Raw genomic sequence first — 18336 nt, forward strand, 5'->3', positions numbered from 1 at the left:
GCGCTTGAACGGGGGTGGCGGGCAGTGATGGCGGTCACGCTCGAACACCCAAAGTGGCAGACTGAAAGAAGGAAAGGCAGCCAAAGAGCGCCACATGGTCGTCCTGCAGCAGGTGAATCGGAAAATTCTCCATATGCTCTGCCATGCGCCCCTTGCTTTTGAAGGCCCGAAGAAACGGCCCCTCCGGCTGCATCAGGATCGGCGCCAAGGCGCGCGTGATGCCCCCGGTCAGGAAAACCCCAGAATAGGGAAGCATCAAAAGGGAGAGGTCACCGGTCAATCGTCCCAGAATACGGGCAAATTCTTCGCAAGCCCTGGTCGCCGCAGCATTGGTGCCAGCCAGTCCGACGTCGACGATGTCATGACTATTTGTCAAGAGCGCAGGAGAGCCCATGTCTTCACACACGGCTGTGTAGAGTTCGAACATGCCCTTGCCCGATAAAACACGCTCGGTGGAACAACGCCCATAGCGCGAGATGAATGTGTCCTGAAGGCGCCGGTCAAAGGGGGTCTCAGTGACCAGTGAGCTGTGACCTGCTTCACAACAAACGACCTCTTCCCCACCAGTCAGAAGCGCACAATTAAAGCCCGTTCCCGCTCCCAAAACCAGCTTCGGGCTATGATGGCGTGGTTCTGTAGGCACAACGATGGGGCTTGACTGAAGCCGGTCAGAGAGACGCAAGGCATATCCCAATGCTTCAAAATCATTGATGAAATGGATATGAGGGGCATCGAAACATTCTGCAAGCTCGGTCTTGTCCAGTTTCCAGTCCCGATTGGTCAGCCATATGCAGTCTCCTTCAATGGGGGCAGCCAGAGCAATCACCATTGTGTCTAGGCTGGACAACTTCCACTGGGCCAGATAGGCCGATACCAGATCCACAAAAGAGGCAAATCGGTCATTGGGGACGCTGTCAATTCTCTCCAGTTCCTTGCCATTGGCAGAAACAAGGGCAAGGCGGCAATTGGTGCCACCCAGATCACATAGAAGGCTGGTCATAGAGTCACCGTGACTTTCGAAAGATGGGCGGGCGCATCGGGGTTGGTGCCAAGGCGCACGGTCAGTTGTTCAACTGCCTTGTAGAAGCTGGTGATATGGCAGATCGGATCCAGCAGGATATGGGATGCCGAGGCGACCGGCAAGGTGGCATTGTCGACCTGATCAAAACCGGTCTGCAAGGTCTGAATGCCTGCATCTCGCAAATGTCCGACCGTCTCCTCAATGCCGGGGCCAGCCTTGTCCCGACTGGCGAAACAAAGGGCCGCAAAGTTGCTTTGTGCCAGTGCAATGGGGCCATGGCGCACTTCCGCCGCGCTGAAGGCTTCGGCGTGCAATCCGCAGGTTTCCTTGAATTTGAGTGCGGCTTCCTGTGCAATGGCGTAACCCGGCCCGCGGGAAATCACGAATAGGCCCTTCACGGCGGTCAGCGCCTCCAGCTCCGATTGCCAGTCACATGCCAGGGATCGTTCGAGCGCGTCAGGCAGTGCCGTCAACGCATCGATGAATGCCTTGTCTTTGCGCCAGCCCGCATAAATTGATGCCAGTGCCACGAGCGAACAAACAAAGCTTTTTGTGGCTGCAACTGCCTGTTCCTTGCCTGCCTGCAAGGGCAGAACGCGCTTTGCTGTGCTGCCCAGCAATGACTGCTTCTCATTGACCTGCGCGATGGTTGTCAGACCGGATTCGGTGGCTTTGTTGCAAAGCGCAGCAATATCCTTGCTGCCCCCGGACTGGGAGACAGCCAGAAAGACTGCCTTTTTTGTGGCAAGACCCTGATCATAGATTGAGGCAATCGAGGGCCCCATGGAGCAGACCGGCACGCCCAACTGGCTTTCAACCAGATATTTGAAGTAAAGCGTGGCATGGTCAGAGCTTCCCCGCGCGCATGTGATCAGGCAGGGGGGATCCAGTCTGCCCAACTGTTCCCCTTGTTCAAGATAGAGCGGAAGGGTCTGCCTGATTTGCTTCGCCACGACGTCCGGGATGGATGCGATTTCCTGGGCCATGATGGTCATGGGTGAGTTCTCCTTGATGGAACGCGGTGCCAGATGGCGCCGCGTTCCTTTGCAACAGGTCAGGATGGAATGCGCGCCACGACAGGCACATAGGTCTCCAGATCATCGGCAGGGAAGGAAACGGTTTGACCGATTTCTGCCGAGCGATAAAGACCGATCAGCATCTGGACAACAGCCAGCCCATCTTCGAATGTCTCAGACGGACGCTCGCCCTTGCGGAACGCTTCGACCATGTGACGGTTTTCATCGGTATATCCATAGACACCCGCCTCATCTTCAAGCACCGGCATCAGACCCTGCTCTGCCATTTGTTTCTCGACCAGATCCTCCCCTTCTTCACCGGAGACTTCCCGCGACATGAAGATTTTCAGACCGGTCGCGAGGGAGTTGAACTCCATGGAATATTCTGGCCCCAGCAGCTCGAGCTGGATGCGCAAGCCCGCACCGACATATGCCCAAGACGTGGTCGCCTCGATCATCAACTCGTTGCCATCCTCGTCTTCCAGTGTGATCGTACCGCGGGCAAAATCTTCCGAGGGACGATTGATGTAATCGACTTTGCCTGCATAGCGATCCGAAAGCTGCTTGGCATAGTTGGGGCGCGTCCATTTGAGGTTGGCCACGGTGCCGTTGACAGACTTCACCTTGAGGGAGTTGCGTGGTTTGCTCGGGTCGGTGAGAAGATGGCGGGCCACTTCGACAGAGTGACACATCATGTCCGACAAGACACCACCGCCCTGTTTGTCGCCCTGCCAGAACCAGGCATTGTGCGGGCCGGAATGCTCCTCGGCGGCGCGCGCCAGATAGGGCCGTCCTGTGGTGGAGGCCGCCCGCCGCCAGATGATTTCCTTGCCGCGCAGGACAGGTGTACAGAAGACCTGATTTTCCAGATAGCCGTGGTTCAGTCCGGCATCTTCAACCAGACGCAGCATTTCGCGCGCCTCGGCAATGGTCCGGGCCAGCGGCTTCTCGCAAGCGACCGCGAAGACCTTGCTGCGTTTTTCGGTCACTGCAAGATGGATTTGACGCATAATGTCGAGGCGGGTGTGGTTGGGTGACAGGATCCAGATGGCATCAATCTTGTCGCATTCCAGCATGGCATCCAACGTTTCGAACGGTGTGCAAGGTCCCAAGGCCAGCTCTTGCGCAAGATCGGCTATGCGTTGCCGGTTTTCCCCGTTGCGGCTATAGACGCCTGCGACCTTGACATTGCGCACGCCGATCATGGATTTGAGGTGAAATTCCGCGATAAAGCCGGTGCCGACAATCCCGATATTGAGGGTCTCTTTTGGTGTTGCCATGATGGTTCTCCCTTGAATTTGGACGCACTTGGCCGTCACTCGAAAATCACTGCCGAATGCGCGTCGTTGGATCAGTCTTGGATTGGTGTTTCCCCACCCGAAGCTGCGCAACGGGTGGGTTGATCTAGCTGGCCGTCATGGCGCTGTCCTTTGGCGGCGCTGTGGATTCCCGCACGACCAATCTGGTCGGCACGACAATCGGATCGATTGCCTTGCATTGCCCGGACAAATGATCAAGAAGCCGGGTCATTGCAGCACGCCCGACCTCCAGGCAGGGCTGGTTGATGGTGGTGAGGGCCGGGACGAAAGCTTCAGCCAGATAAATGTCGTCAAAGCCAAAGACGGACAGGTCCTGAGGAACCGTCAGGCCACGGCTGTTTGCCGCGCGGATCACCCCGAAAGCCATCTCGTCGTTGGCGGCATAGATCGCTGTGGGAGGGACCGGCAGGTCCAGCAATCGGTATGCAGCTTCTTCTCCACTCAGATAGGAGAAGGTGCCACGTTGAATATAGTCATCGGGGACGGGCAGTTGATGATGCGCCACGGCCTTCTTGAAGCCAGACAAGCGGCGCACGCTCATGCCTTCGGCGGGGATCGGCCCGGTGATATGGGCAATTCTCCGATGTCCAAGTGCGACGAGATGATCAACCGCGTCCATCGAGGCCTTTTCATTGTCGATGACTACATGGGACAGGTTGGTATCATCGATCATTTCCAACGCAATCACGACTTTTTGCGAGATGTCCTCGGAGAGATCGCCATTTTGCGGCATTTTGCCGGTCATCAGGATCATGCCGTCGGCATGGCCATCTGCCAGCATCTGGAAATAGTCTTCCTCCCGCTTGAGATCATTCTCGGTATTGCCCATCAGCAACGAGTAACCGGCTGCACGGGCAACGCTCTCTGCACCCTTGAAAACATTCAGATAGAAAGGATTGCCGATATCACGAACCACCACAAGGATCGACATGGTCTTTTGTGTGCGCAGATTGCGCGCACTGATATTGGGGCGATATCCCAAGGCATTCGCGACGGCCTTGATGTGAGACAGGGTTGGCTCTGCCACCAGTCCCGAGCCGGTGAGGGCGCGGGATACCGTTGCAGGAGACACACCAGCCTCGGTCGCGATATCCTTGATCCTTGTTTTCGAACTCACGTCACCCTCTCAATGCTTTGCTGCGGCCATAGAATAGAAGCAGGATCAGCAAGGTTGCACCGAAGATGATCTGACGCCCCGCTTCTCCCATATTCAATGTGGTGAGAATGGACTGCATCAAGACCAGAAGAAACGCCCCGGCCATGGTCCCTGTATAGGCACCCGTCCCCCCGGCAAGGGCCGTGCCGCCCAATACGACAGCAATGATGGAAGAGAGCATATAACGATCCCCGACATTGGCAAAGGAAGAACCCGAATAGCCCAGAATGCAAATCCCGGCCACGGCTGCGAACATGCCAGACAGGACAAACAGTGTGATGCGGATCGCCTTGACTGGAACACCCGCCATAAAGGCCGCATTCTCATTGGAGCCAATGGCATAGATGCGATAGCCAAAGGCTGTGCGCATCAGCATGAAGGCCATCAGGATCCCGACCGCAATCCAAAGCCAGATCAGTCCCGGTAAGCCAAGAAGGAAGGGCTGCGAGACAAAATTGGCCAAAGCAGGAGCGGCAAGGCCGGAGGGGATGCCATTGCGGATCACGACCAACAGTCCCTGCAAGACGCCAAGCATGCCAAGGGTCATGACCAGCGGTGGAATGCCGAAAATGGTGACGCCGACGCCGTTGAGCAATCCGATGAAGCCGCCGGCGGCAAGACAGACCAGAATCGAGGCCACAATGTTGGCATTGCTGCCATCCATCACATTGCCGGCCAGAACCGCAGCCAGAGACACAACGCCGCCGACCGACAGATCGATGCCTTCGCGGCCTCCCAGAATAACCAGATTCTGGCCTGCTGCAACGATGCCCAGAAGGGCTGCAACAATTGACAGGCGCAGGATCTGTTCCGGTGAGGCAAATCCGGGCGACAGGGTTTCACCGATGGCAAGCAATAGGCCGATCAGGATCAAAGCGACGATCAGCGGGTTTTTGACGAATGTGATCATGCTGTTGCTCGTATTTGAGGTGCTGGTTTGAAGGATGCTCATTTGTTTATCCTCCTTGAGGCCAGAACACCCAACATGAGAACGGCCAGAATGGTGGCCCCTTGTACCAGATTTTGCCATTCGGACGGGGTGCCTGCATAAAAGACCAGAGAACTGATCAGGCCAATGATCAGGGCACCGATGGCCGAGCCGAACGCCGAGCCTGCCCCGCCGGACAGGGCTGTGCCACCAAGAACAACGGCAGCCACACTTGAAAGGGTCATGGCGCCGCCGACCAATGGATCCCCGCTCGCAGTATCGCCCGTGATGCACATTGCGGCGAAGGCGGAGAAAATTCCGCAGATCACATAGCCGGAGATGCGGATTCTGGTAACTGGCAGACCGGACTGATAGGCCGACAATTGACCATTTCCAACGGCCAGCAGCTTGGTGACAAGCTTTGTTTTGGCAATCACCACCAGCAGACCAACAAGCAGTGTCAGAAAGAAAAAGACATTTGGAATACCAAAGCTGCGGCCGCCGTAGATTTTCCAGAAGGCAGATGGTGCGGGCAGTCCGGCCACTGGCAAAACCCAAAGGGCGATGCCGGAAATCAGGATCGATGTCGCAAAGGTCGCCACGATGGGCTGAAGGCGCAGCCCGGCCACCATCAGGCCGTTGAACAGGCCGCACAGGGCCCCGATGAAGATACCGAGGAAGCAGGCAAGCAGCACAGCGAAAGGCCCGCCGCCTAGCTGGTTCATGATGACAATCATGCTGACATTGACCAGCGACAGGATTGCCCCGACCGAGAGATCGATATCGGAGCCATAGACCACGAATGTCTGGGCAACTGAGAGGAAAACCAGAGCCAGATAGGTGCTGACCACCCCTTTCATGGCGCGGATTGTCAGGCTGTTCGGCTCGGCAATGCCATTGAGCACGATCAACAGCAGCAGGATGCCCAGTGCGGGCAGAAAAGGGAAACGGCGCAGCATGGCTGCTGCATCAAACTTACTGGATTGGGTCTGCATCACTCCGCTCCTGCATAGGCTGCCTGATAGAGATTGAAGCGGGTTCGGTCTTCCCCGGTCAATTCTCTTGTCACAGAACCATTGTTAAAGACCAGAATGCGGTCTGAGTGGGTGAGGAGCTCTGCATCTTCAGATGAATAGAGAATGATCGCCATACCCTCATCCGCCAACCTGCGCACAAGAGCGAAAAGCTCGTTCTTGGCTCCAAGGTCGATGCCTTTGGTTGGATCATCGAGCAACAGGATGTCCGGGGGATTGGTTAGCCAGCGCGCAATCACTGCCTTTTGCTGATTGCCGCCCGACAAGGACCCGATGGAATGGGACAAGCTGGCATATTTGGTGCTCAGTGCAGCCAAGGCCGGTTCGACCACCTCTCCAAGCGAGGAGGGCATGGCCAGCAGTTTGCGGCTTTTGAGGAAATGGATCGGCGCGACATTTTCCCGGATCGAACGCCCGGTGATCACACCATCGCGCACCCTGTCGCCTGACACATAAGCAAAGCCATTGCGAATGGCAGATCGGGGGGTGGTGTTTTTGTAGATCGTATCTCCAGACATTAATTGACCGGACATCATTTTTTCAGCGCCGAATATCGTGCGCAGCAATTGTGATTGCCCTTGGCCATGCAATCCCCCAAGGCCGAGAATTTCCCCTTCGGCCAGATCAAAGGAAATGCCCTTGAGACGGCCGCCCGTCACGTCGCTGGCGGAAAGACGAACGTGTTTGTCCTTGTTTGTCACGGCTGTTGCAGGCACCGCCGCCGAGGCGGGTTGGGTCGCCTGCTCACCAATCATGTCCCTGATAACCGCAGCCTGATCTGTCTCATCGACCTTGTGGGACGAGATCGTTGTCCCATCTCGGATGACGGAGATGCGGTCGCCAATCTCGAAAATCTCATCCATGCGGTGGGAAATGAAAATGATCGAGCGTCCTTCAGCACGCAAATCCCTCAATATGGAGAAGAAGCACTCGACCTGTGCTCTGTCCAAGGCTGAGGTCGGCTCATCGAAAATCAGAATCTCGGCTTCACTCGCCAGCGTTTTCATGATCTCGACCAGCTGCTTCTGATCCGGGCGCAGCTTGGCAAGCGGTACATCAACAGAGAAATCGTCCCCTGCAACCGTTGCAAACTTCTCGACATAACGCGAGGCTTTCTGCGTCAGCTGGGCGCTATCGACCAAAATGCCAGCTTTGCTGGGCAGGGCATAAAGGCAAATATTCTCGGCCACCGAGAGATGGCCGGACAGGCTCAGCTCCTGATAGAACAGGCAGACACCTGCAGCGCGCGCATCCTGTGGGCTGTTCAGCGAAACGGGATGACCATCCAACTCGAACAGGCCGCCGTCCGGCTTGACACTGCCTGCAATCACCTTGCAGAGCGTGGATTTGCCCGAGCCATTGGCTCCGATCAAGACGTGAATTTCACCGCGTTCCAGCAAAAGATCGCCGCAGGCCAACGCTGTCGTGGCTCCATATCGCTTGACGATCTGCTGGAGTTTCAATCGACACATGCTTTGGTGTCCCTCTTTCCATACCTAAGATCGGCACCGCAAGCCGTCCCCTGACCTGCGGCGCCAACGGCTCACTTTTTACTTGAAGTAAGCCTCTGCTTCCTCGATCGTGAGGGAGCTGGTATAGGAATAGAAGCCCGGCTTGTCAGCCAGTTCCTTGGCGATCTCGCCGACATTGTCGCTGCCAATGAACGGGATAGGCAGATACATTGCATTCTTATACTGGCCAGCGGTGGCTGGCTCTTTGAGTTCACGTCCCTGCAACATGAAGACGGACACGTTCAACGCACTGGCCATCACGCCTGGAGGGTTCACAGAGGCGCCAGACTTGAAGTTGTTGCCAACCCACAAGTCGATGAAGTCCTTGCGGATTTCGCCGGTTGCCGAGATTTCGCCAGCTTTCTTGGCATCCATCAGTGACCGCCAGGCGCCAGCCGCCATGCCGTCCTGTACCCATACGCCGTCAATGTCGGGATAGGTTGCCAGCAGGTTCTGCATGGCCTGTTGGCCTTGCGCCTGGTCCCAGTTGGCATTGACCTCGTTGACGATCTTGATGTCCGGATATTGTTCGAACACGCTGCGATAGCCAGCAATCCGCATTTCATTGGCCGGATGGCCCGCAAAGCCATTGATGGCCACAACCTGACCTTTGCCACCGAGGCTTTCAGCCAGCCATTTGGCGCTGATTGCTGCCCAGTTGGTCTGGTCGATCCCCACATAGATCGCATCCTGAGAGGAGACTTCGGCGTCTGTCGAGATCACCAAAATGCCTTCTTCCTTGGCCTGGCTGAATACCGGATCAAAGGCTGTTGGGCTGTTGGGGTTGATGATGATGGCATCGACGCCCTGATTGATGAAATTGCGCACATGGGCAATCTGACCAGGCACATCCACATTGGCGCTCTGGACGACAACCTTGACGTCAACGCCACGTTCTTTCCATTTTTCTGCTGCGGCCTGAGCTTCCTCAATCATTTGAGTGCGCCATTCAGACCCTACCCATCCATTGGACAGGCCAATCACAAATTCCTCCGCGCTGGCCGCCGGAATGGTCACGACCATCGCAGCAACGGCCAAAAGTGCATTTTTCAACTTCATCAGCTTTCTCCCTATGCATCTTTGCTGTTATTAGAATGACACAGATGAAATCGATTTCAATAGAATAATGAATTCGATTTCATTGGCCGTTTTCAGCCGATTTTTACAAGATGGAACGGAGTCAAGTTTTGGTGATTAAATCCCTGAAATTACTGTTCTCTTTCTAAGCCTCATGATTGACAATGCGCACATTGTGCATCTGGATAACTTTGTTCATGGATAGGTACAAATCTGCGAGATGACATTGCCCAAAATGGAAGCTCTCTCTGTCACAGGCAGGTCAATTTCAGGGCTGACGAGATGGCAGGATAATCCTTATCTGGGATCCCTTTGTACCTTCCCTGACGGTGGAGATTTTCAGACACTGCCAGCTTTTTCAATCACCAGCACCCGAACAGGCCCGTCCGGATGCGCCACATGTTCATCGCCATCCTGGGCATGAAAGATATCTCCGGGCTTCAAGCGCAAAACGGATTCCATCCCCTTCTCGCGTACATGCATGTCGACCTCTCCATCCAGAACAACAAACACTTCAGGGCCGTCATTCACGTGCCATTTGTAGGGGGAGTCGGTCCAATGAAGCCGTATTGTGGCGTCTTCAATGCGCTCGATATCCAGCGCCTCCCAAGCCTTCTGACCGGTGAATTCATTCGCCGTGATTTTCTGCATAGGTTCTCCTCGCTCTGGCCGTTGATCTAAGTCGTGACTGGTGGGATATTACCGCCGACATGGGCGAACGGACACTTGCGTTGCGACGTAATTGGCCTGCTATTGGAGGGAAATGACGTTGGATCAGATGGATAAACGGATACTGGCGGTTCTGGAAGGCAACGCACGGACAAGTGCCGCTGAAATCGGACGTCGGATCGGGTTGTCCCGAACAGCGGTGCAGGATCGCCTGTCAAAGCTCGAAACCTCCGGTATCATCGGTGGCTACCGCGTTGTGATTTCCGATGCTGAAGGGGATCTGATCCGTGCCGCCTTGTTTGTCAAAATTGCGGTTCGCCCATGTGAGCCGGCTCTGAACTGGATTGCGTCTCTGAATGGGGTGCAGGAGGTGGTGTCCTTGTCAGGTGACATCGACGCTCTGGTCAGATGCGCAGTTCCTGACGTGGCAGCCTTGACGGCACTCAATGACAAGATCGGTCAAAGTGAGCTGATCACCAGTGCAAACTCGAGTGTTATCCTGCGCGTCATCCCATAACAAAGCTGATGCACAGGTCGCGCCCTTTAGTCCGGATTGCCCGGCTCGGTCTGTACGCCCAGATCCTTGAGGGTGACAATGCGGTTGCCGCGCAGGTCGTTGGCGCAGACCAGATAGTCGCGTTCTTCCATGTAGGTAAGCAGGAAGCGGGCACGGGACGGCGACCGGGTGCCGTAGGCGGTGGCAAGCTCCAGATTGGTCGGGCAGGGCTTCTTGCCCAAGGCTGCCTTGGCCAGCAGCAAATAGACGCCGCGCATGTCTTCGGGCAATTGGTCTGCGATCAGGCTCGCCTGTTTCCACTGGTCCTCATCCAGGGTGTCTTCCTTGTCATCGACGCCTGCCCGAGCAACGGCCAGAAGCTGTCGGAATTCCTGCAATTCAGGGGTGCGCTTGAGACGCTTTTCGATACGACAGCGGACCTGAAAATCCTGATAGAGCACCGAGACCGGCTGATAGGCGGCGTCCGGATCTTCCAGCAGATCGGTCAGGATCTGGTGCAGGATCTCCTCGCGCTCCTCGGCGCTGAGGCCGGGGTCGAGGTCGAGCTGCGGTTCGGTTTCCCCTTCAAATTGCTGATCAAGGCGCATATGGGCCAACTGCTGGAGCACTTGCGCGGTGGTTTGGGTTGGAGGGGCGATCGCGCGGCGCGGCTCATCCTCGCCGCTTGGCTTGAACAATAGGTCGTCCATGGCCTCCCGATTCACTTCAGGCAACGGCATCAATTTGGGGCTGGTGGAACGGGCCGAGGTTTCGACCGCGCCGATCTTGACCGTTTCCGAGCGGCGATAGAGGGCCGGGCCGAGGGCAACAAACTGGCCGCGATCAAGATTGCGGAAGGTTTCGGCCTGACGGCGCTCAAGGCCGAGTAGGTCGGCAGCACGGGCCATGTCGATATCGAGAAAGGTGCGGCCCATCAGGAAGTTCGAGGCTTCGGCGGCAACGTTTTTGGCCAGCTTGGCCAGACGCTGGGTGGCGATGATCCCCGCAAGACCGCGTTTTCGGCCGCGGCACATCAGGTTGGTCATGGCCGACAGGGAGGTGCGGCGGGCCTCTTCGCTCACCTCACCACCAGCGGCGGGAGCAAAGAGCTGGGCCTCATCGACCACCACGACGACCGGATACCAGAAGTCACGTTCGATATCGAACAGGCCATTCAGGAACGCGGCTGCGGCCCGCATCTGGCGGTCGGCATCCAGTCCCTCAAGGTTCAAAACCGCCGATATCCGGTGCTGGCGCACGCGGGCGGCGATCATTGACAAGTCATCCTCGGTGCCGATGGCATCGACAACCGCATGGCCATATTTTTCGGCCAGGGTGACAAAGTCCCCTTCCGGATCGATGACGACCTGCTGAACCCACGGGGCGCTTTGTTCGAGAATGCGGCGCAACAAGTGGGATTTGCCCGAACCGGAATTGCCCTGAACCAGCAGACGGGTTGCCAGCAACTCTTCCAGATCCATAAGGGCAGGCTGGCCCAGTTTCATGGTTCCGAGATCAATGCTGACGGTCATACGGTTTCTGCTCTGATGATAAGGAGGGGTCGGGCGGGGAAAGTCGCCGATTCGTGTGTCTTGCGCAAGAAATGGGTGGCTGCAAAGAGGATCTGGTTGATATTCAGAGGTCTCTTGTGAGGAACGGGGATATATAATGGCCATCAAAAAGCAAACAATGGGCGCTTCGAGCGACATTCAACAGTCGATGGGGCCGAGGGAATGGGCCATGTTGCTGATGTTGTCCCTGGTCTGGGGTGGATCTTTCTTTTTTGTCGAGGTTGCGGTTACCCAGTTGCCGACACTGACTATCGTTTTCACAAGGGTTCTATTGGCCGCAATCGCCCTGTGGGGTGTGATCCTGCTGACCGGGCGAGCGGTGCCGCGCAGCTTTGCCGTCTGGCGCGCATTTTTGATGATGGGCCTGCTCAACAATGTCATCCCCTTCGCGCTGATTGTCTGGGGACAGAAGACCATCGCGTCGGGATTGGCGTCGATCCTGAATGCCTCAACACCCCTTTTTACCATTCTGGTCGCGGGGCTGTTGCTCACCGATGAACGGATGACCTTGCGCAAAGGGTTTGGTGTGGTGATTGGCTTTGTCGGGGTGGTGATCATGATTGGCGGCGATGCCCTGTCAGGCATCGGTCAAGGAGTCTGGGCGCAACTGGCCGTTTTGGGGGCGGCCTTGTCCTATGCTTTTGCCGGGGTTTTCGGGCGGCGCTTTAAGGCACTGGGTGTTGAGCCGGTGATGACCGCTGCGGGGCAGGTGAGTGCCTCAAGTGTGATCTTGCTGCCAATGGTGTGGTTGTTCGATACACCGCAAAGCCTGTCGGTGCCCTCCATGGGGGTGATTGGGGCTCTGGTGGCACTGGCACTGGTGTCGACCGCCTTTGCCTATATTCTCTATTTTGGAATATTGGAACGGGCGGGGGCAACCAATTTGTTGCTGGTTACCTTCCTCATTCCGGTCTCTGCCATTCTGCTGGGCGCTGTGGTGCTTGGTGAACGGCTGGAGCTGCTGCATTTTGTCGGGATGGGTTTGATCGGTTGCGGGCTGGCCGCGATTGACGGGCGGTTGCTGGCCCTTGTCCGGCGGGCTCAGTAACGCGCCTGCTGGCGGCGGATTGCGGCGATCTTGTTTTCTGCCTCGACCGCTTGTCGCAAGGTGGTGATGCCGGAGGCTTCCAACAGATCGACGAGACGCAGAAAGACTTCCGCCGTGGCCATGGTGTCGCCCAAAGCGGTGTGGCGCATGTCGGGCAGGATTTCAATGCCGAACTGTTCTGCCAGAGCATCAAGGGTAAGGCTGGCATTTTGTCCCTGTAGATGGGCGGCGAGCAGCACCGTATCGAGCACAGGATTGGTGAATTTGATTCCCGTGCTTTCCTCCTTGAGACTGAGGAATTTCATGTCGAAGGCTGCATTGTGGGCCACCAGAACGGCATCAGAGACAAAAGACTGGAATTTCGGCAAGACCGCGTCAATGCGCGGGGCGTTGGCGACCATGGCGTCGGTGATGTGGTGGATCTTGGTGGTGGCGGGTGGAATGGTCCGACCCGGATAGACATACTGGTCGAAAAACTCGCCCGAAAGAATGCGACCATTGACGATACGCACCCCGGCAATCGAGATGATCTCGTCGCCACCGGATGGATCAAGGCCCGTCGTTTCGGTGTCAAAGACGACAAAGTCCAGCTCACGCAAGGGCGTATCCTCGAGTGAGCCAAGGTTGGTGCGCTCCATCAGATCGAAATCATAGAATTCCAGCCGCTCTGGCAGGATTTGCGTTTCCTCGCGTGCCTCATCGGTGTGGTGATCGCGGGCGGGAGCCAGAGGCAGACGCAGATGGATGGTGCCTTGTGGCACGCGGGTGCACCAGAAGTCGGTTTTGTGGCGGTCGAGCACATCACGGCCGGTTATCTCACCCAGATCGCGATCCAGTGGTTCATCGAGCCAGGAATTGATCTGGGCAACGCTTGGAACCTCGTCTCCATGCCAGTGGAGATCGATATAGACCTTGCGTCCGGTCTCGGTGGCCTGAAGCTGGAAGGCCTTGAGCCCGGTGGTCTCTGCCACCTTGCGCAGGACAAATTCCACCAGTTCAACGATGGTCACAGAATCACAGTGGAGCCAGATTGGCTCTCCGATGAACTCGCAGGTGATCTTGAGGCTTTCGGCACTGTTGCGGCGCAGGACCGAGTTGAACAGGGAGGAGGAATAGACATCACTCATCGGCCATGCATTGGCGAGCATGGCGTGGGCGGTGTCGTCAAGGGCGGTGATGCGTTTGGCCAAAGCTGCGGCTTCGCGGGCGATCATCTGTTCAAGCGCATGGCGGGTTTGGCTGTCGAGATGAAAGTCGCCAGTCAGCATTTCCGCTGTGGCTTGCAGATTGGCTGCCGGGTCACGCAAATTCACCAGCGCATTGTGCAAGAGGCGGTCGCGCTCGACATTTTCGGCCAACTGACGGGTGACATTGTCGAAGGTAATCATGAAGCCGGTGGCGCTGGTTTCCTGTTCGTTGAGCAGCAGCGACATGCGCCCTTGCAAGGTGTGGCGTCCATCAGCCGTGGCGCAGATGACCAGTTGTCCAAGGCCTTCCTTGTGGCGTTTGTGACGGCCTTCAGAAAAACGGCGGGTGAGGCGCTCGAGGGCATGATGGAACGGGGCGGCGGAGACCACGCTGAAGAGTGAGCGACCAAGGCCGAGATCGCCGGATACGTGGAGAATTTCCAGCGCCCGGTGGTTATAGAGCAGGATCTTGTGGTCAAGATTGCAGATCAGTACCCCCTGACTGAGATCCTTCAGAACGCTTTCAAGGCGGCGTTTCTGTTTGTTGGCATTGTTGACTGCCACGGCAATCTGGCGGTCGGTCTCGTTGCGCGCCTCGACCAGCGCTTCGGATATTTCCCGGATGGCCGGATTGAGAAAGCCGAGATATTTGCCGGTTTCCTGATCAAGCCCCTGGCCTGCGCCAGCATGGACGAGGGATCGGACATCCTTGACAATCATCTCAATCGGGTTGGCAACATTCACATCGAATTTCTGCCAGACCCAACCAGTGAGGAACAGAATGCCAAAGCAGGTAAGTCCGCCGAACAGAACCAAATGTGGCAGGGCGTCAAATCCAATGCGCTGGAGAGCAAGATAAAGATCGATGATGACCAGCGCGCTGGAGCCAAGGGCGATCAGCGCAAAGAACAGAAAGATGCGTAGGCGCAGGCTGAGCCGCTGGAGTAAAGGCATGGAAACACTATGGATCTGACAAAATGGTCTTTGAGCTGAATTCAGGTTGATCGGTCGGGCTTGCGGGTCGGTTGACTTAGCCGAAGGCCATGTCATGCGTATTTTTCGAGCCGGGTTCGGTCAGCAAGGCATCAACCGCCTTGACGACAGCCTCAAGTGCGAAAGGCTTGGTGAGATAGGTGTCGGCTCCAAGCGCGAGACCTTTTTCGATTTCGATTTCACGGCTGCGGGCGCTGATCATGATGATCTTGGTGTCGCTCGTCTGAGCCGTGGCCCGGATTGTCTGGCAGGTCTCATAGGCACTGCGATCATCCTGAGAAAGATCGAGCAACACCAGATCTGGATGATGTTCTTGCGTGGAGCTGAGGGCGCTGCTGCCGTCGGGGGCGGTCATGACATGATAGCCTTGCGCTTTCATCAAATGTTCAAGCACGAAGGACATAGATGGTTCATCATCGACAACCAAAACTGAATGAGCCAAAATGGTATTCCTCCCAGAGACCGAAGATGACATGAAGTTTAGAGCGGGGCTATCGTGTATGAAGACTGACGACTGACCGCTTTCTCTTTTTCATTGAAAGTATGTCTGTTTTTGCCTTTTCGTGCTATTGGCCTTTCTGCTCAGCAAGGTGGTGCCATCGGGCGAGAGAACCTTTGTCAGGGCTGGTTGCAGACCGCGTCAAAAAGCGGATCGGTGCCGTCAATGTCGAACCAGTTGGCCTTGCCAATGGCATCCTCTGTCAAGGGTTCGTTGGCGGACCAGTCGGCGCGTTTGCCGCCAATGCAATCGATCATTTGCAGAATGGTCGTGGTCGGGCCGTCTTTCTCTGCCTGAAACAAAGTGGCAAGCCGAATGCCGGGATAGTCGTCATTTTTCTTGATGGTTGCCTTGTCGATGGCAAGGAAGCGGTCGGTGCGGGGCACGATGAAGGACAGGGGCTGGAGCATGCTGGTGCCCTCGGCGGTGCGCAGGATGACGACATTGTCATCAAAGTCGGCGGTGGCGCGGGCATACCAGCCATAATCAAGGACAATTTGCAGCAGGATCATTGCGGAGCCTGCGGCCAATGGCACGGCTGCCTTCGGGCGCGGGCGCTTGAGGATGATCTTGTAGAACAGGATGATGAAGCCCGCCGCGCCGACCCCGGCAACAAAGGTTCCAAGCAAGATGAACAACATGGCTTCACTCTCTCCCGCGCAACCCGACACAAGGGTGCGATATACTCGAATTTGACTGCTCTTTCAGGCGCTAAGATCCTGAAACTACTTTGATCGACAGATACAATGGTTGGCGGGCCTTGGTAAGACCGCATTTCGTCGGGGGCGGGCTGCTTGTTTGGCAAGGTCCGACCCCGATATGGATCAGGAAAAGGCGCTCTGGCTTTGGCCAAGGGCCGATTGCAGGGTCTTGATGATCAGGAAGGCATCCTTGAGATGGTTGCGTTCCAGATCGGATAGGCTGGCCGGGGCCAGATAATTGTCCGGGGCGCGGCCCTCGCGGATTTGCCGGGCCTGATGCTCAAGGCGCATGTCGGCGATCAGGTCATAGGCGTCGATCAGGTCTTGCGCACTGGTCTTGTTGATGGTGCCCTGATCGCGGCCAATGATCAGCCGCTCGCGGGTGTTGGCGGCGGTGATGGCACCCTGAATGGCGTAGGCACGGGCAAGATCGACAATCGGCACGACGCCATTGTGTTTGAGGTCGACCGTATCCTTATGCTCGCCCTTCTTGATCAGCGCAAAGCCACGGAAAAAGCTGAGCGGCGGGGTGTGGGACAGGGAGTTGGAGATCATGTGTGCACGAAAGATGCTGTTCTTCTTGGCTTTTTCCATTGTCTCCTGGAACATGCCGGCAAACAGATCCTCTTGGCCAACAATCGGGCGCAAATCGAACATAACGCTGGCCAGCATCTGGGCCGTTGGGTCGGGCTTGTCGATCCATTGATCAAAGTAACGGCGCCAGACCGAGCTTGGCTGGCACCAGCGCGGGTTGGTGGCCATCATGTCACCGGGGCAATAGTAAAAGCCACAGGCATCAAGGCCGTCCGAGACATATTGGGCGAGGTGCTTGAAATAGGGTCCGTGCTCGGTCGCGTCATAGCTGTCGTCGAGCATCAGGCAATTGTCCTGATCGGATATGCCGGTTTGTTCCTGTCGCCCTTGCGAACCGCAGGCCAGCCAGAGATAGGGGATGGGGGCGGGGCCGAATGTGCCTTCGGCCATCTGAATGAGGCGGCGGGTTAGCGTGTCGGTGACATTGGTGACGATGCGACCGATATGGTGGGCATCCACGCCGCTGCCGACCAACTGAGCCAGCATTTGCGGCACTTTGACGACAATGGAATTGAGGCCTTCAAAGTCGTCCTGATGCTGGATGTCGCGGATCAGATAGGGGGCGGAGACCGCCTGCTGGCGCACCAGATTGGTGTTGGTCAGGATGCCCACCAAAGTGCCGCCCGAGACAATCGGCAAATGGGTGTGGGAACGCTCCATCATCGAGGTCATGGCATCAAAACCGAGCGCGTCAGGGCCAAGGGTGAAGGGATCCGGGGTCATCACGGCGCGAACCGGTGTGTCGAGCGGCCTGCCCGCAGCCACCACCCGGTCGGTGAGGTCGCCCGAGGTGAGAATGCCGATCAATCTGTCCTCTTCGGTGACCAATATGCAAGAAATCCGGCGTTCCGCCATGGCTTTCGCCGCTTGGGTGACTGTGGCCTCTGGCGTGATGGTGATTGGGTCCGGGGTCATCAGTTCCCCAACGGTGATGGAGATCAGGTTGGTGGTCTGATCCATCCCTTGCGGCTTCGCCTGCCGTTTGATGATCGAGCTGTCGAAAAAGCCGTGAAAGGCTTTGTTGCCTTGCACCAGCCGATTGAATTCGGCCTTGGGAATGACGAACAGGGTGGTGTCTTCGGATGCGACCGCCTTGTTGGGGGCCTCTCCGTTGGACAGGAGCGCCCGTTCACCAAAGCAATTGCCGACATTGAGATGCAGCAGCAGATTGTTTTCCGGGGTGATCAGGTCCACCGCACCGGAATGAATGACATAAAGGCCGGTCATGCGCTGGCCGACATCGACAATGGTCTCGCCAGCCTTGACGCCAATGAACGAGGTCATAGCCCCGATCTCTTCCAATCGGCTCATTTCCAGAAGGTCGAATGGATGTCGATGTGCTGCAAAGTCTGCAAAGTCACGCGTGGCCATGACAAGCCTCCCCACGAACGCGTTGAATCACCGAATTTTGCCCCTGATCAGAATGGTCTCCACAGGGGACGTAAAAAAGATCCCGCCGATAGTAGGGTCGGCGGGATCTTTCAACATGTCCTTGATCAAGGTCACGAGGATCTGG

Annotated in this window: 16 protein-coding genes; 2 read left to right on the forward strand and 14 right to left on the reverse strand. The window is 56.7% G+C overall.

What is annotated here, in order from left to right; translation table 11 throughout:
* Positions 1-34: 34 nt before the first annotated feature.
* The 9 genes from DSD30_RS15775 to DSD30_RS15815 form a co-directional block, all read right to left on the reverse strand.
* Positions 35-1000, reverse strand: a complete 966-nt coding sequence (locus DSD30_RS15775) for a glucokinase (RefSeq protein ID WP_114010678.1) — start codon at positions 998-1000, stop codon at positions 35-37.
* Positions 997-2016, reverse strand: a complete 1020-nt coding sequence (locus DSD30_RS15780) for an SIS domain-containing protein (RefSeq protein WP_245418503.1) — start codon at positions 2014-2016, stop codon at positions 997-999. Before DSD30_RS15780 ends, DSD30_RS15775 begins: the two co-directional genes overlap by 4 nt.
* Positions 2017-2075: 59 nt before the next feature.
* Positions 2076-3317 carry a Gfo/Idh/MocA family protein gene (locus DSD30_RS15785; protein ID WP_425359470.1) on the reverse strand — a complete coding sequence of 414 codons (1242 nt, stop codon included), beginning with the start codon at positions 3315-3317 and terminating at the stop codon, positions 2076-2078.
* A 124-nt stretch (positions 3318-3441) separates the two neighbouring features.
* A complete protein-coding gene (locus DSD30_RS15790) occupies positions 3442-4473 on the reverse strand; it encodes a LacI family DNA-binding transcriptional regulator (RefSeq protein WP_114010679.1) in 1032 nt (343 codons plus the stop codon).
* A 1-nt stretch (position 4474) separates the two neighbouring features.
* On the reverse strand, positions 4475-5422 hold the full coding sequence (locus tag DSD30_RS15795; RefSeq protein WP_425359472.1) for an ABC transporter permease: 948 nt from the start codon (positions 5420-5422) through the stop codon (positions 4475-4477).
* Between the two features lie 38 nt (positions 5423-5460).
* Entirely contained in the window at positions 5461-6435 is a 975-nt protein-coding gene (locus tag DSD30_RS15800) for an ABC transporter permease (RefSeq protein ID WP_114010681.1), read from the reverse strand.
* Positions 6435-7946, reverse strand: a complete 1512-nt coding sequence (locus tag DSD30_RS15805; RefSeq protein ID WP_114010682.1) for a sugar ABC transporter ATP-binding protein — start codon at positions 7944-7946, stop codon at positions 6435-6437. The genes DSD30_RS15800 and DSD30_RS15805 overlap by 1 nt, the downstream gene beginning before the upstream one ends.
* Positions 7947-8024: 78 nt before the next feature.
* Entirely contained in the window at positions 8025-9044 is a 1020-nt protein-coding gene (locus DSD30_RS15810) for an ABC transporter substrate-binding protein (RefSeq protein WP_114010683.1), read from the reverse strand.
* A 357-nt stretch (positions 9045-9401) separates the two neighbouring features.
* Positions 9402-9713 carry a cupin domain-containing protein gene (locus DSD30_RS15815; protein WP_114010684.1) on the reverse strand — a complete coding sequence of 104 codons (312 nt, stop codon included), beginning with the start codon at positions 9711-9713 and terminating at the stop codon, positions 9402-9404.
* Between the two features lie 112 nt (positions 9714-9825).
* On the opposite strand from DSD30_RS15815, the gene DSD30_RS15820 reads away from it, so the two are divergent.
* A complete protein-coding gene (locus DSD30_RS15820; protein ID WP_114010685.1) occupies positions 9826-10248 on the forward strand; it encodes an Lrp/AsnC family transcriptional regulator in 423 nt (140 codons plus the stop codon).
* A gap of 26 nt (positions 10249-10274) precedes the next feature.
* Here the strand turns inward: DSD30_RS15820 and DSD30_RS15825 are convergent, their stop codons facing one another.
* Positions 10275-11759 carry a helicase HerA domain-containing protein gene (locus tag DSD30_RS15825; protein ID WP_114010686.1) on the reverse strand — a complete coding sequence of 495 codons (1485 nt, stop codon included), beginning with the start codon at positions 11757-11759 and terminating at the stop codon, positions 10275-10277.
* A 136-nt stretch (positions 11760-11895) separates the two neighbouring features.
* Between DSD30_RS15825 and DSD30_RS15830 the strand changes: the two genes are divergently transcribed.
* Positions 11896-12846, forward strand: a complete 951-nt coding sequence (locus DSD30_RS15830; protein WP_245418504.1) for a DMT family transporter — start codon at positions 11896-11898, stop codon at positions 12844-12846.
* Here DSD30_RS15830 and DSD30_RS15835 read toward each other — a convergent pair.
* The 4 genes from DSD30_RS15835 to DSD30_RS15850 form a co-directional block, all read right to left on the reverse strand.
* On the reverse strand, positions 12840-14987 hold the full coding sequence (locus tag DSD30_RS15835) for a 3'-5' exonuclease (protein ID WP_157967736.1): 2148 nt from the start codon (positions 14985-14987) through the stop codon (positions 12840-12842). The two genes, DSD30_RS15830 and DSD30_RS15835, sit on opposite strands and share 7 nt — an antisense overlap.
* A 76-nt stretch (positions 14988-15063) precedes the next feature.
* Positions 15064-15468, reverse strand: coding sequence for a response regulator transcription factor (locus tag DSD30_RS15840; protein ID WP_198662986.1), 405 nt, complete (start codon positions 15466-15468; stop codon positions 15064-15066).
* 176 nt (positions 15469-15644) lie between these two features.
* Positions 15645-16166, reverse strand: a complete 522-nt coding sequence (locus tag DSD30_RS15845; protein ID WP_114010689.1) for a hypothetical protein — start codon at positions 16164-16166, stop codon at positions 15645-15647.
* A 183-nt stretch (positions 16167-16349) separates the two neighbouring features.
* Positions 16350-18191, reverse strand: a complete 1842-nt coding sequence (locus DSD30_RS15850) for a DUF294 nucleotidyltransferase-like domain-containing protein (protein WP_114010690.1) — start codon at positions 18189-18191, stop codon at positions 16350-16352.
* Positions 18192-18336 lie beyond the last annotated feature (145 nt).

It is taken from the genome of Cohaesibacter intestini (assembly GCF_003324485.1).
In the GTDB taxonomy this organism is placed as follows: Bacteria; Pseudomonadota; Alphaproteobacteria; order Rhizobiales; family Cohaesibacteraceae; genus Cohaesibacter; species Cohaesibacter intestini.

Bases quoted from the DNA above. Each gene is read 5' to 3' on its own strand.
- DSD30_RS15830 (WP_245418504.1), top strand. From the start codon at position 11,896: ATGGCCATCAAAAAGCAAACAATGGGCGCTTCGAGCGACATTCAACAG.
- DSD30_RS15810 (WP_114010683.1), bottom strand. From the start codon at position 9,044: ATGAAGTTGAAAAATGCACTTTTGGCCGTTGCTGCGATGGTCGTGACC.
- DSD30_RS15805 (WP_114010682.1), bottom strand. From the start codon at position 7,946: ATGTGTCGATTGAAACTCCAGCAGATCGTCAAGCGATATGGAGCCACG.
- DSD30_RS15800 (WP_114010681.1), bottom strand. From the start codon at position 6,435: ATGCAGACCCAATCCAGTAAGTTTGATGCAGCAGCCATGCTGCGCCGT.
- DSD30_RS15780 (WP_245418503.1), bottom strand. From the start codon at position 2,016: ATGACCATCATGGCCCAGGAAATCGCATCCATCCCGGACGTCGTGGCG.
- DSD30_RS15815 (WP_114010684.1), bottom strand. From the start codon at position 9,713: ATGCAGAAAATCACGGCGAATGAATTCACCGGTCAGAAGGCTTGGGAG.
- DSD30_RS15820 (WP_114010685.1), top strand. From the start codon at position 9,826: ATGACGTTGGATCAGATGGATAAACGGATACTGGCGGTTCTGGAAGGC.
- DSD30_RS15845 (WP_114010689.1), bottom strand. From the start codon at position 16,166: ATGTTGTTCATCTTGCTTGGAACCTTTGTTGCCGGGGTCGGCGCGGCG.
- DSD30_RS15785 (WP_425359470.1), bottom strand. From the start codon at position 3,317: ATGGCAACACCAAAAGAGACCCTCAATATCGGGATTGTCGGCACCGGC.
- DSD30_RS15795 (WP_425359472.1), bottom strand. From the start codon at position 5,422: ATGATCACATTCGTCAAAAACCCGCTGATCGTCGCTTTGATCCTGATC.
- DSD30_RS15835 (WP_157967736.1), bottom strand. From the start codon at position 14,987: ATGCCTTTACTCCAGCGGCTCAGCCTGCGCCTACGCATCTTTCTGTTC.
- DSD30_RS15850 (WP_114010690.1), bottom strand. From the start codon at position 18,191: ATGGCCACGCGTGACTTTGCAGACTTTGCAGCACATCGACATCCATTC.
- DSD30_RS15775 (WP_114010678.1), bottom strand. From the start codon at position 1,000: ATGACCAGCCTTCTATGTGATCTGGGTGGCACCAATTGCCGCCTTGCC.
- DSD30_RS15825 (WP_114010686.1), bottom strand. From the start codon at position 11,759: ATGACCGTCAGCATTGATCTCGGAACCATGAAACTGGGCCAGCCTGCC.